9 protein-coding genes and 1 pseudogene are annotated in these 12899 nt (G+C 61.7%); 5 read left to right on the top strand and 5 right to left on the bottom strand.

All coding sequences use genetic code 11. From position 1 onward, the window contains the following. Positions 1-802, top strand: a pseudogene (locus tag ABAC402_RS33110) (gfo/Idh/MocA family oxidoreductase); the annotation flags it as partial. A 52-nt stretch (positions 803-854) separates the two neighbouring features. Here ABAC402_RS33110 and ABAC402_RS33105 read toward each other — a convergent pair. The 3 genes from ABAC402_RS33105 to ABAC402_RS33095 form a co-directional block, all read right to left on the bottom strand. Beyond that, positions 855-2258 (bottom strand): DUF1501 domain-containing protein, encoded by a 1404-nt coding sequence (locus ABAC402_RS33105; protein ID WP_023450123.1) that lies wholly within the window; start codon positions 2256-2258, stop codon positions 855-857. Between the two features lie 4 nt (positions 2259-2262). Continuing rightward, the gene (locus ABAC402_RS33100) at positions 2263-4074 is read right to left on the bottom strand and encodes a DUF1800 family protein (protein WP_023450122.1); all 1812 of its coding nucleotides are present in this window, start codon (positions 4072-4074) and stop codon (positions 2263-2265) included. A 470-nt stretch (positions 4075-4544) separates the two neighbouring features. Then, on the bottom strand, positions 4545-5222 hold the full coding sequence (locus ABAC402_RS33095; protein ID WP_031235728.1) for a hypothetical protein: 678 nt from the start codon (positions 5220-5222) through the stop codon (positions 4545-4547). A 443-nt stretch (positions 5223-5665) separates the two neighbouring features. Between ABAC402_RS33095 and ABAC402_RS33090 the strand changes: the two genes are divergently transcribed. From ABAC402_RS33090 to ABAC402_RS33075, 4 genes are all read left to right on the top strand, one after another. Further along, entirely contained in the window at positions 5666-7939 is a 2274-nt protein-coding gene (locus tag ABAC402_RS33090; RefSeq protein ID WP_023450120.1) for a TonB-dependent receptor, read from the top strand. A gap of 257 nt (positions 7940-8196) precedes the next feature. Further along, a complete protein-coding gene (locus ABAC402_RS33085; RefSeq protein WP_023450119.1) occupies positions 8197-9456 on the top strand; it encodes an MFS transporter in 1260 nt (419 codons plus the stop codon). Between the two features lie 172 nt (positions 9457-9628). Beyond that, positions 9629-10273 carry an aminoacyl-tRNA hydrolase gene (gene pth, locus ABAC402_RS33080; RefSeq protein ID WP_023450118.1) on the top strand — a complete coding sequence of 215 codons (645 nt, stop codon included), beginning with the start codon at positions 9629-9631 and terminating at the stop codon, positions 10271-10273. Between the two features lie 110 nt (positions 10274-10383). Next, positions 10384-11634, top strand: a complete 1251-nt coding sequence (locus ABAC402_RS33075; protein ID WP_023450117.1) for a glycosyltransferase — start codon at positions 10384-10386, stop codon at positions 11632-11634. A gap of 220 nt (positions 11635-11854) precedes the next feature. On the opposite strand, the gene ABAC402_RS33070 is transcribed toward ABAC402_RS33075, so the two are convergent. Both ABAC402_RS33070 and ABAC402_RS33065 read right to left on the bottom strand, forming a co-directional pair. After that, positions 11855-12388 carry a hypothetical protein gene (locus ABAC402_RS33070; RefSeq protein WP_023450116.1) on the bottom strand — a complete coding sequence of 178 codons (534 nt, stop codon included), beginning with the start codon at positions 12386-12388 and terminating at the stop codon, positions 11855-11857. Continuing rightward, entirely contained in the window at positions 12381-12806 is a 426-nt protein-coding gene (locus tag ABAC402_RS33065; RefSeq protein ID WP_023450115.1) for a hypothetical protein, read from the bottom strand. The genes ABAC402_RS33070 and ABAC402_RS33065 overlap by 8 nt, the downstream gene beginning before the upstream one ends. Positions 12807-12899 lie beyond the last annotated feature (93 nt).

Genomic DNA, 12899 nt, shown 5'->3' with positions numbered 1-12899 from the left:
TGCCATCGCCTTTGTCCATTCGGGCAAGCTGGGCCGGGTGCGCATGGCCAAGGCCTGGGCCTATCTGCCCAATGCCCCGCTTCTGGCCGCCAAGCCCGACGCTCCGGTGCCGGCCGGGGTCAATTACGACATGTGGCTGGGGCCAGCGCCCTTGCGGCCGTTCAATCCCAACCGTTTCCACTATACCTTCCGCTGGTTCTGGGAGTACGGCGGCGGCACCATGACCGACTGGGGCGTCCATCTGATGGACATGGCCATACTCGGAATGAAGGCCGGAGCGCCCAGGTCGGTGATGTCGGCGGGCGGCATGTACGCCTTCCCGAACTCGGCCGCCGAAACGCCCGACACCCAGACCGCCTTCTTCGACTATGGTGATTTCTCCATCCAGTGGGAACACAGTCTGGCCATCGGCAACGGTCTCTATGGCCGCCAGACCGCCGTCGCCTTTATCGGCGAGAATGGCACCCTGGTGGTCGATCGCGGCAACTGGGAAGTCATTCCGGAAAAGAAGGCCGACGGCTTCAAGATGGAAGCCGTGCCGATGACGCCGGCGTCCGACAAGGGTCTGAGCAAACACGCCGCCAATCTGATCGACTGCATCAAGGACCGGTCGAAGACACCCAACTGCACCATCGAGGCAGCGGCCAATACGGCGATCATCTGCCAGATGGGCAATATCGCGCATCGGACGGGCAGCAAGATCACCTGGGACGCGGCCAAGAACCGCTTCAATGTGGCAGAAGCCAACAATCTGGTCACGCCGGTTTACCGCGCTCCGTGGAAACTGCCGTCGCGGGTGTAACGCTGCCGGAATCCCCTCTCCCCGTTTACGGGAGAGGTAAAATTTACCCCCGCTACTCCATGAAGCCCAGGTTCTGGTTCGAGAACCGGCTCAGGTTCGGCATGATGGTCGCCAGGTCGCTGGCCGGGACGCCAAACCACCGCGCCAGGGTCGCCGCATACTGATCCACCGACGTTGTCGGGATCAACCGCCCCTGCCCGGCATCCGTGTCCGTATCCAGATCAACCGTCGGCATGGTGCCGGCAATCCGCCGGCCACGCACCGCGCCGCCGACGACGAAGTGGTGCGCACCCCAGCCGTGGTCGCTGCCGCGGCCGTTGTGCTGCAAGGCCCGCCCGAAGTCCGACGCCGTAAAGGTCGTCACGTTCGGCGCGACGCCCATCTCCACCGTCGCCTGGTACAGCGCCGTGATGGCGCCATCCAGCTCGGTCAGGCGCTCGCCCTGCTCTGTCAGCAGGTTGTCGTGGAAGTCATAACCACCAGCGGCGATGAAATAGATTTGCCGGCGCTGACCCAGTTTCTGCTGGATGGAAATCAGGCGCGCTACCATGCGGGCCTGGGCGCCCAGATAGTTGTTCGGGAACACGGTCGTCAGCGGCCGTGCCGATTCCAGCGCCCGCGACAGCTTCTGCTCCGACTCGACGGCGCGATTGTAGATGGCCGAGAAGCCCCGCGAAATCATGTGGCCGTTCTGGCGCAGCAGCATGGAGCGGATGTTTTCGGTCGCCTGGGGCGCCTGCCACAAGGGTCCCCAGCTGTTGATCGGATCAATACGGATCGGCCCCCAGGGGGTGATCTGGTACTGGATGGTCGAGGCGCCGGTTTGCATAGCATTATTGCCGGCGATCGACATGGCGATCGAAATGGCATTGGGCGAGTTGAAGCCCGGCGCCATCATGTCGCCGATCCGACCCAGCCAGCCGGTGCGCGACGCCTTGTCCGGCAGGCCAGACTGCCACTGGCCTGTCTGGTCGGAGTGCGAGAACAGCTGAAACGGCAAGGGGCGGCTGTTGGCTTCGTACTGGGCCCGCGTGACCGGATAGGCCAGGGTCCCGACATTGGCGACGACGGCGGCCTTGCCCAGGCCGAACAGGCCACGGATGCCACGCAGGTGTGGCGACAGACCCAGGGCCGGCCCGGTATAAGACACTGGATTGATGGTCAGCAGATCGTCGCGCGGAATAGCCAGGGTCGGCCGCGCCAGTTGGTAGCGGGCATAGGCCGTCGTGTCGTGCGGGATGATGACGTTCGACTGATCATTGCCGCCGTACAGAAACACACAGACCAGGGCCTTGAAGTCGTCGGCGGTCTGGGCCGCCGCACCGCCGGCCGCCGCCAGCTGGGTCAGGAATGCCGAACCGCCGGCAGCCCCCGCCATCTGCAGCGCCAGGCGCCGGTTGATCCCCTTGCTGACCGCCGGGGCAGCCACGGATTTATCGTGCGTGTCGTCGCTCATGGCCCTACCTTTGCATCTGGAATTGCGGGGAAATCATCGTCATGGCGACGCACAGGGCGACGCGGACGAAGCGGCCGTTTTCGGCATCGAGCGGGAAGTCAGCGACCGCCCCCTGAATCAGGGCCTTCGACTCGCGGTCCAGTTGGCGTCCGGTCAGCAGCAGGTTGACCCGGTCGACCAGGCGCGGCGGGTCGTCGGCCAGCGGCAGTTCCTCCGCATAGCTGGCAGCGATGCGGTTCTCATCCCAGCCATGGCCGTAAAAGGCCGTGGAAAAGGCGAAATTGGCCCAGCCGGTGACTGTGGTTTCGTGGGCGATCTGGAATTCCGGCGCCACCAGGCCGGCGTCGGCGATCTCACCCTGAGGGGCATAGTCCGGCCGGAACCAGTTGAACACCGACGGCGCCCGCAACGGGTTTTGGCCGATGCTCCACACCGTATCCTCGAGGTTCCAGATGGGATAGATGCCCGTGGCCGACTTGGCGCCGAAAGCGCGCAGCCAACTTCCGAAGCGGATGATCGGCTCGCGGATCTTGCCACCGCGGTCCGACAACATCGAGGCCTCGCTGGTCGCGTCCATGTCGGTCAGTATGGCGCGGATCACCGCGCGCATGTCGCCGCGCACGCCGGAGCCGTTGTTGTTGAACTTCTCGGCGACGCGGCTGACATATTCCGGCGACGGGTTGGAGGTGACCAGGCGCTGGATCAGTTGCTTGCCGATGAAGGGCCCGACATTGCGGTGATTGAACAGGGTGTCCAGGGCGATTCGGACAGTGTCGGTGGCGTTGGTGCCGGCGGGGATGACGACATTGCGGATGATGCGTTTTTCGCTGGTCGAGGCAAAGCGCTGATACGGCCGCATGGGGATGTCCCAGCGCACGGTATCGACCTCATCGATCGGCCAGCCGTACCAGCGGTTGGTACTGTCGTCCGGGCCGCCCCAACTCCAGCCGGTGAATACCCTGGCCATGCCGGAGATGTCCTTTTGGGTATAGGTCGGGATATCGTTGCCCAGGGTCGACTTGCGCCGGGTGCCGTCGATGTTCAGTTCCCACAGGCCGATGGTGAAGAGCTGCATGACTTCGCGGGCAAAGTTCTCGTCCGGGATGCGGCCGGTAGCGGCATCTTCCTTTTCATTGCGGAGGTGCGACAGGTAATGCCCCATGGCCGGGTGCAGGGCGACGCCTTCCAGGAGGTCGCGGAAATTGCCGAAACAGCGGTCAGCCAGCATGTCGAGATAGCCTGCCAGGGCACGGGCATTGCCGTCCAGCGGGCTGTTGACTTCCGAGACGACGAAAAGTTCGGTCAATGTGAAGGCGATGCGCTGGCGCAAGGAGTCGGCATCTTCGGCGACCTGTTGCCACAGGCTTTCCAGGAAGGCGTTGACATACATGCGGTCGCAGGTCGAACAGCCCAGCGGGCCGCCGCGGGTGACATAGCCAAAGTGGGTATCGCGGCGCGGCGCGGTAAACTGCTGGTTTAGCCAGGCGTCGAAACCCAGGGACTGGACCGACCGGATCTCAGCCATGGTCGGGCCGAAGGTGGCGTGGCTTAGGAAGCGGGCGGATTCGTTCTCGGTCGGAAGTTGGACCGGGCCGACGGGGCCTTCGACACCGCCTTGTCCATAACCATTATTGATGCCGTTGCCGCCTGAGCCGCCGCTGTCGCTGCCGCCGCACGCCGCCAACACGGCGGCCGAGGCCGTCACGCCTAAGCCGCCAAACAGTTTGTCGCGCTTACGGCGGGTGGGCTTGGATTCGGGCGCAGGCGCTGTTTCGGCCTCGCCCGTCGTAATGACATCCGCATGTTCGTCGGCCATGATATCCCCGCAAATTTCGACCCATAGGGAGCTTGCCCAGTCGGAGTCTGATAGCAAGTAAACATTTATGCTGAATAAGTGCTGAAGACAGTCACGACCGCGTGATAACGGCGTTCGAACCAGGACGAAAACATCTTCTGCCGCCTGTAGGATCACCCGCCGGCCGTTCGTCATGTTGACAGGGCCCGCTATCGCGAAAGGGTGTCATACCAAGCCTCATTCTTTATGAGGCTTGGTATTCCTTTTTTTTCAGCTCAAGCGCCGGACTAGGCGCCCCCCATGGCTCCTCGCAAAAGCTCGGGCGCCCAAGAAACGTACACTGGCGCGCTTGCCAACCCACGATGAGTCAAGATTTTCGCGGGTTGGTATGACACCCGACTCCAGACGGCTGGCACGCTCTATACGATCGGGAAGATCCAGGCTCGTCACATACCGGGCGTTTCTAGCCACATGGCGCGCGACAGCCGCGCTCAGGGCTCGCTGGCGTCAAGACAACTGCGGTTACCACGCAGGTCCTGCACCCACAGCGGTTCAGTGTGGCGATCGCCGACCCGGAAACCCGGCGCGCAGCCCACCGGCGTGCCCGAGGCGTCGCGTGACGAGCCGGATAAGTCCAGCGACAGGCCGAACGACTGCGAGGTACCACCGCGCCGGCCATAACCATGGCCGTACTGACCGGGGTCGCCATAGCCGGGATAGCCATCGTAACCCTCATAGCCCCACCCCGCGTTCTTGCCGTAGTCTGTCTGGCTGTACGACAGGCCCAGCGTGCCGTCGTCGCCGATCGGGATCAGGGTATAGACGTAGCCACTGCGGTAGCCGCCGGTGCCGATACTGACCCCTGCCCCGCCATGGACCTTGCGTTTGCCTTCGGCGTCGCGGTCGGGCCACAGGGCATTGGCGCGATCTTCATATGCGGTTCTGGGTGCGTGGTTCAGCCAGGCGATGATCTGTTCGTCTGTGGTGATCGGTTTGGCTGTAACTGTTTCGGTGCCGGCAGAGGCGGCCAGTTCGGCCTGGGTCGGCAGCCTGGCGCGGGCATTGGCGGAGACGAGTTCGTCGCTGTTCTGAGTTCCACTCTGGGCAAAAGCCAGACATGGGACGGCCAGCATCAAGCTGAGGGCAAGGGCGATACGGGACGCGAGCATGGACAGAACCTCCGACCGCACCACCATGGACGCCGTCTGTATCCGAATTATGGCCGGAGTGTATCGGGCGTGCAAGGTGTCGTCGGTTGCGGCCTCGACGTACCGGGAGGTCCCCGACCAGCGGAAAGAAGAAGAGGGTGTCGATTTGATTTGTGCTTCGCCGGGAAGCGGCGCCGGCGCTGCAAATCTTTGCAAAAGATTGAAAGTCTCACCTTCCAGAACAAATACTAAATAAAATAAAGACTTACCGGAAATCAACACATCCTTGTGAGCCGCGCAGATAACGCTGTCTGTGGCGCAAAATCACCAGAAATTCAACAACTGTATAAAAATTCAATGACCGTTGATTTTTTCTCTTTACACGCCGTTAAGCTTCCGACATCGTTGCCGCCGTAACGCCAATAACAATAACGGTCACCTTCACTCCAGGGAGTGTTTTATACATGAAATCCGCCTTCAAGCGCGCGCTGATCAGCAGTGCGGCAATTTCCGTCGCGGCTTTGGGCCTTTGCGCCCCTGCCTTTGCCCAAGACACCGCCCAACAGGTTGCAGCCGATGACGACTCCACCGTTGTGGTCGTTACCGCTCGCCGCCGCGATGAAACCCTGAAGTCGGTGCCCGTCGCCGTCTCGTCCTTCTCGGCCGAGAAGCTGGGCCGGACGGGCGCCCCCGACATCACCGCCCTGCAACAGCAGACCCCGAACCTGACGCTTCAGGTCGCCCGCGGATCCAACTCGACCCTGATCGCCTTCATCCGCGGCGTCGGCCAGCAGGACCCGTTGTGGGGCTTTGAGCCGGGCGTCGGCCTGTATGTCGACGACGTCTATATCGCCCGCCCGCAAGGCGCCGTGCTCGACATTTATGATGTCCAGCGCATCGAAGTGCTGCGCGGTCCGCAGGGCACGCTGTACGGCCGCAACACCATCGGCGGCGCGGTCAAGTATGTGACCAAGCCTCTCGGACGCGACGCGGCTTTCAATGCCAAGGTCAATCTCGGCAGCTATAATCAGACCGATCTGATCGTCTCCGGCGCCCTGCCGTTGGGCGAGACCCTGACGGTCGGCGCCGCGGCCACGGCCCAGAAGCGCGACGGTTACGGTGAGAATCTGACGACCGGCGAAGACCATTACAACAAGGATGTCACGGCCTATCGGCTCAGCGCCGACTGGCATCCGAGCGAGGATTTCTCGGCCCGCCTTAACTACGACAATTACACGGACAATTCCGCGCCGCGCCACGGCCACCGCGAAGTCGTCGCGCTCAGTTCCACTGGCACGCCTATCTTTACAGGCGCCGACGCCTATATCGGCCAACCCACGAAAGACGTCTACGACACCTATGCCGGCCTGACCGGCCCGCAGAAGGTGACCACTGACGGCGCCTCGGCGACCCTGACCTGGAAAACCAGCGATAATGTCACGCTGAAATCCATCACCGCCGTGCGCAAGGGACGTAGCGACACGGTCATCGATTTCGATGGTACGCCATTCAAGGCCCTGGACGTGCCCGCCTATTACGCCGACGCTCAGGCGACGCAGGAACTGCAATTCACCTACACCGGCGCGCGCTGGAGCACGGTTGGCGGGCTCTTCTATCTCAACAGTTCAGCCGAAGGCGCGTTCGACACCCAGGTCCTGGGCGGTGTCGCCACCACCCTGACCCAGGGCAAGGTTCGGACCAACTCGATCGCCGCCTATCTGGACAGCAGCTATAAGATCAACGACGTTCTGTCGATGTCGGTCGGCGGGCGCTGGACCGAGGACAACAAGCGCGGCACCGTCTTCCGCGCCAACTATGCCGGGGCGCCTTCGCCGGTCTTCGGCGGCAGCCAGACGACCTTCACCCTGCTGCGTACCAACTATACCAATCAGGCAACCTTCTCGAAGTTCACGCCGCGGATATCCTTGTCCTACATACTGAGCCGCGATCTGACCGGGTATGTCTCCTATTCGGAAGGCTTCAAGTCAGGCGGGTTCGACATGCGCGGTGACGCCTTCCTGACGCCGCAGACCGTCAACGGTTATCAGCCCGAACTGGTCGCGACCACAGAAGCCGGTCTGAAGGGCAGCCTGTTCGACAACAGTCTGACGTTCGCAGCGGCGGTATTTAATTCGAAATACACCGATGTCCAGATCACCCGTCAGGTCCCGGTCGGCGCCGCCATCGCCTCGCTGGTCGACAATGCCGGCGCAGCCACCATCAACGGTGCCGAATTCGAAGGCACGTGGCGGATCACTCCGGCCCTGAACGCCAACATCACGCTGGGCTATATCGATGCCCAGTATGACGAATATCTCAGCCGCAACCCGGCCAACGGCCAGGTCGAGAACCTGGCCGGTCTGGCCAGCTTCCAGAACACGCCGAAATGGACCAACAGCTTCGGCCTGACCTGGCGCACCTCCCTCGCCGGCGGCCAGGTGGTCATCGCACCACAGGCCAGCTACCGCTCCGATATGCAGATGTTCGAATTCGCCTCGGCCGCGCTCGACCAACCTGCCTTCTGGCTCTACGATCTGGGTGCGTCCTGGACCGCCCCTGACGGCAAGTGGAAGGTCGGTGCCTATGGCCGCAACCTGAGCGACGAGCGTTACCGCATCGGCGGCTACAACTTCCCTTGGGGCACAGCCCAGGGCCAGAGCGTGATCCTCGGCAATTCGGTCACGGCCTTCTACGGCCCACCGAAGACCTTCATGGTCTCGCTTGAATACAAGTACTAATGGCAAGACCTTGACAACTTCGGCGGCTCATCCCTTGGTGAGCCGCCGTTTTTGTAAGTTTTTAAAGCGCAATCCGCTAAGGTGGGCGCCAACGCACGGGCACCCCTTTTCTGGGAAAATTGCGCGACAAAACAAAAACTTAGAGCGAGATGGTGATTCTACCTAAAGCCATCTCGCTCTAGTGGTAAATCGCCGGACCAGGCGCCCCTGCCAAGCGCGAGGCGGCCGGGAGCTATACTTTCGTTGAAGGATAACCGATGTCCGAAGCCAATCCCACACCCCAAACCGGCGTTCCCGGCCGGCACTTTATCCTTATCCTGCTGATCCTGGTCTATATCCTTAACTTTCTCGATCGCCAGATCATCAGCATCCTGGCCGTCCCCATCAAGGCCGAGTTCGACATTACCGACGCGCAACTGGGCTGGTTGCTCGGCCTGGCCTTCGGTTCGGTCTATTCTATCCTGGCCATTCCGGCGGCGTGGCTGGCCGACCGATTTTCACGCGTGTGGATTATGACCGGGGCGCTCGCCATCTGGTCGACCTTCACCGCTTTCTGCGGCCTGGCAACCAGCTATTCGCAACTTTTCATTGCCCGCATGGGGGTCGGCGTCGGTGAAGCCGGCGGCGTCGCCCCGGCCTATTCGCTTATCTCGGACCTGTTTCCCGCCAAATCGCGCGCCCGGGCGCTCGCCATCTACTCCTTCGGAATTCCGGTCGGCGCCGCTGCCGGTGTCCTGTTCGGCGGCCTGGTCGCCAGCACGATCGACTGGCGCTATGCCTTTATCATCATCGGAGTTGTCGGCGTTCTGCTCGCACCGGTGTTCAAGCTGCTGGTCAAGGACCCGCCCCGCCCCGTCAGCGCCGAAAAGGCACCGTCAACCTGGGCGGTGGCGCAAATCGCTTTCGCCAAACCGTCGTTCTGGCTGTTGTCGTTCGGTTCGGGCTGTTCGTCTCTGGTTGGCTATGGGTTGATGGCCTGGCTGCCGTCGTTCCTGACGCGGTCGCTCGGCTTCGATCTTGCACAGACCTCCTATTACCTGGCCGCTATCTTGTTTTTCGGCGGCGTCACCGGCATGTTTCTGGGCGGGGTCCTGGCCGACAAGCTCGGCCAGGCGTCGAAGTCGGCCTATCCCCTGATCCCCGCCGGCGCCTTTATCCTGTCGGCGCCGCTTTATGCCTTCGGCACCCTGGCCAATGCACCTGAGGTGACCTTCGTGCTTTTCATGGCGGCTCAGGCGCTGGGCCTGGTATGGCTTGGCCCTATCCTGACGGCAGTTCAGCATCTGGGGCCGGCGCGGTCACGCAGCCAGATGTCGGCGCTGTTCCTGCTGATCAACAACCTGATCGGGCTGGGCCTCGGGCCATACTTCTTCGGCCAGGTCTCGGACCTGCTCAAGCCCCAGTATGGCGCGGACTCGATCAAGTGGGCATTCGTGATCGGGCTGGGCTTCTATCTCGTGGCGGCGCTCCTGCTGTTCCTGGCTTCGAAACGGCTGAAAAAAGACTGGGTGGATTAGGGCGGGTTGTATTCAGATGGAAGCGTTTGGCAAGGCACAAACCGCTCCAGATTTTACCTTTACAGGCTACGCGCGTTTTTCGATCTGAATCCGTGTAAACGCGCTTTGCTGCAGGCTTTGTAACCGCGGCCACTTTCTGCTAACGGGAGTTTGAAAAAGCAGGAGTTTTCCCGTGTACCTTATCGTCGGCCTGGGCAATCCCGGCGCGCAGTATGCCAGGAACCGGCACAATATCGGTTTCATGGTCACCGATGAACTCATCCGCGCGCCCGGTTTCGGACCAGAAAAGAAGCAGTTCGACGGTTTCGCCGCCGAGGGCAAGATCGAGACGCTCAAGGGACCGGACAAGGTGCTGGTGCTAAAACCCCAGACCTTTATGAACCTGTCGGGCAACAGCGTCAGCAAGGCGATGCAGTTCTACAAGATCAAGCCCGAACACGTCATCGTCTTCCATGACGAACTGGACCTGGCACCCGGTCGGCTGCGGATGAAACTGGGCGGCGGCCATGCCGGCCATAATGGCTTGCGCTCCATCATGGGCCATATCGGGCCAAACTTCATGCGCGGACGTTTGGGCATCGGCCATCCCGGTGTCAGGGAAATGGTCCATGACTGGGTACTGGGCGATTTCGGCAAGGCCGATCAAATCTGGGTAAATACCCTGACCGACGCCTGCGCCCGCGCCCTGCCTTTACTGTTTACCGGCCTGCCCGATGCCGCCGAGCGCTACACAACCGAGGTCATGCGCCTGGCGCCCGCACCCAAGCTCGATACGCGGCAGTTGAACACGCAAGCGAAACAGGACGGCGCAAACTAACGCAAACCGACTTTGCTGCGCCGCATAACGACCGCATTTGCGTGGGAGTCTCCGGCCAGAGGGATGCCAGCAGGTTCAGCATGCGACAAGGCCGGCCACAGAAAATCGTCTTGGCCACCTATGGGTCGTGGGGCGATCTGCATCCGTTCATCGCCCTGGGCCAGGCGTTTCGAGCGCGCGGTTGCGAGGTCGTCCTGGCCTCCCACCCCGACTACCGCGCCAAGGTTGAAGCCGCCGGCATCACATTCACCGACTACGGCGCCAGTCGCGAAACCTATGTCAGGGACCTGCGCCTGCCCCCTGCCGAAATCATCAAGGGCCTGTCGACCGACCATGGCTTTATGATCAAGCGTTTGATCGCACCCTATCTCGAATCGTCGATCGGCGAAATCTCATCGGTCATCGCCGGCTGCGACCAGGTGCTGGGTTCGTCGTTTGCCTACGGCGCCCACATTGCCGCCCGGCTCCACCACAAACCCTTCACCACGGTCGCCCTGCAGCCCACAGTGCTCATGTCGAGCTACGATCCGCCCAAGGTCAGGAAGGCGCCCTTCATCTTTGCGCCCCGGACGCAGTTGGGCGCCGCCTTTAACCGGCTGATCATAAAAACTGGTGAACGCATGATGGCGGCCACTCAGGCCGAGGTCCGTCGGGTCTATAAACACCATGGAGTGAAGGCCGATATCGGACTTGGCGGCATTGTGTCAGACCACCAGACTCTGGCGCTCTATTCTCCCTTGCTGGGCGACTATCAACCTGATTTCCCGCCAAATACCAGGATCGTTGGCTTTGCATTTTACGACAGCGAAACGGGGGAAACACCGCGGCTCGAACCGCGGTTGGCGGCGTTTCTCGATGACGGCGCAGCCCCCCTGGTGTTCAGCCTCGGCACCGCCGTGGTCTATGGCGGGGAAGACTTTTACCGCGACGCCATCGTCGCCGCCAAGACCCTGAACCTGCGCGCCGTTATCCTGGCCGGTGGCGACAGTCCCCTGCTCAGAGAAGACTTCGGACCCGATATCTGCGTCGTTACCTACGCCCCCCATTCCCTGTTGTTTCCCCGCGCCCGGGCGATTATCCATCACGCAGGCATCGGCAGCACCGCCCAGGCGTTGCGCGCCGGCCGGCCGCAACTGGTCACGCCGGTGTTCGGCGATCAGTTCGACAATGCGCGCCGCCTCAAGAAGCTGGGGGCGGCTGGCGTGCTAAACTATGATCACTGGAAGACCGGTGCCGCCGTGGCGCACCTGAAACGTCTCCTGGCCGACCCAAGTGCGGCCAGACTTGCCATTGACGCCGCCCGCACGGTCTCTCTGGAAGATGGTGCCGCAACTGCAGCTGAAATCCTCACCGCGGGTTAGCGCAATCCGATAAAGTGGACGCCACCGCACGGGCGTTCCCGTTTTCGGACCAAGATGCGCGCCAACACGAAAGTTTAGAGCGCATCCTGGACCGACTCTACCGGATCAAAATGCGATCTAGTGCGGTATGCGTTTTGATGAAATCAAAACCCCGCTCTAAGTTTTTTGTTTTGTCGCGCAATTTATCCGAAAAGTGCGTCACACTTTATCGGATTACGCTCTAGTCCGGTACGGAGGTGACGGCCGCCATCAGCCAGGCCTCTGCCCCGGCGTTGAAGGCTTGCAGATTATCCGGCGCCCTTAGCTGTCCCGCTATGAACAGCGCGATACCAAGACGGGCGACCGCCTCTGCGGCGGCGGGTTCCAGTTGCAGGTCCTCACGCGCCAATCGCGCGATGTAGTCTTCGCGCCGGCTATCGACGTCCTCGACGATCGTGGCGACATCGGCGTGGCGGATGGCGAGACCGCGCAGGGCGCGTTCGAAACGGTGATCTTCACGCGTCGCCATCCTGTTGAGAGCCTCGGCACGATGACGACCGTGTTGCTCTACGGCCGTAATGATGTCCAGTGTCGCCTTGCGCCGCCAGTTTTCCAGCAGCTTGTCTCGATAGTGCTGAACCGACGTAAAGTGGTGATAGAAGGAGCCGCGCGTCTTCCCGGTCTCGGCGCACAGGGCTTCCAGGGTGATGTCAATGCCGGCTACAACCAGCGTTCTGCCGGCGGCGAGCCACAGGTCGGGCCCTCGGTCAGCCACCGTGCCTGTCCAAACGCGCTTGGCGAGATGTGCCTGGCAAGATACTGGCAGCCATACCCGTCAATCCGACAGCGAGAAACAGCGTCCATTGCGGCAAGGCCCATGGGAACTGCGAAAACCCAATTCCAACCGCAACGCTGAGACCGGCAAAAGCCAGGACCAGACCATTGACCAGAAATGCCGGCCCACGCCAGTTGGCCCGCACGGCGGCGCCGAAAAACACAAGCGCGATGGTGCCCATGGTCAGGGTCGCCATGTGCCAGACATAGTAATAGATGCCGGTTTCATTGGCATTGAGTGCCTTCTGAGTCAGCAGCGGTGGTACATAGTCCTGCCCGCCGGCAACGACATGTAGCCCGGTTATCGCTGCCATCATCAACGCCGCAGCACCCCATAACAGATTGAACTTCGTCTTCATTGCAGCCCCCTGAACTGTCCTATAAACATACCATACTGTATGGTACTCTAGTCAGCCCTTCGGGTCCACAGAAATTTAAGAAGAACTGGTATT

Source organism: Asticcacaulis sp. AC402 (assembly GCF_000495835.1).
Taxonomy (GTDB): domain Bacteria; phylum Pseudomonadota; class Alphaproteobacteria; order Caulobacterales; family Caulobacteraceae; genus Asticcacaulis.
The sequence above is the reverse complement of the archived record's forward strand: the minus strand, read 5'-3'. Positions and strand labels throughout refer to the sequence as shown.

Excerpts from the sequence above, each read along its gene's own strand:
- ABAC402_RS33105 (WP_023450123.1), bottom strand. The coding sequence starts at position 2,258 with ATGAGCGACGACACGCACGATAAATCCGTGGCTGCCCCGGCGGTCAGC.
- ABAC402_RS33100 (WP_023450122.1), bottom strand. The coding sequence starts at position 4,074 with ATGGCCGACGAACATGCGGATGTCATTACGACGGGCGAGGCCGAAACA.
- ABAC402_RS33095 (WP_031235728.1), bottom strand. The coding sequence starts at position 5,222 with ATGCTCGCGTCCCGTATCGCCCTTGCCCTCAGCTTGATGCTGGCCGTC.
- ABAC402_RS33090 (WP_023450120.1), top strand. The coding sequence starts at position 5,666 with ATGAAATCCGCCTTCAAGCGCGCGCTGATCAGCAGTGCGGCAATTTCC.
- ABAC402_RS33085 (WP_023450119.1), top strand. The coding sequence starts at position 8,197 with ATGTCCGAAGCCAATCCCACACCCCAAACCGGCGTTCCCGGCCGGCAC.
- ABAC402_RS33065 (WP_023450115.1), bottom strand. The coding sequence starts at position 12,806 with ATGAAGACGAAGTTCAATCTGTTATGGGGTGCTGCGGCGTTGATGATG.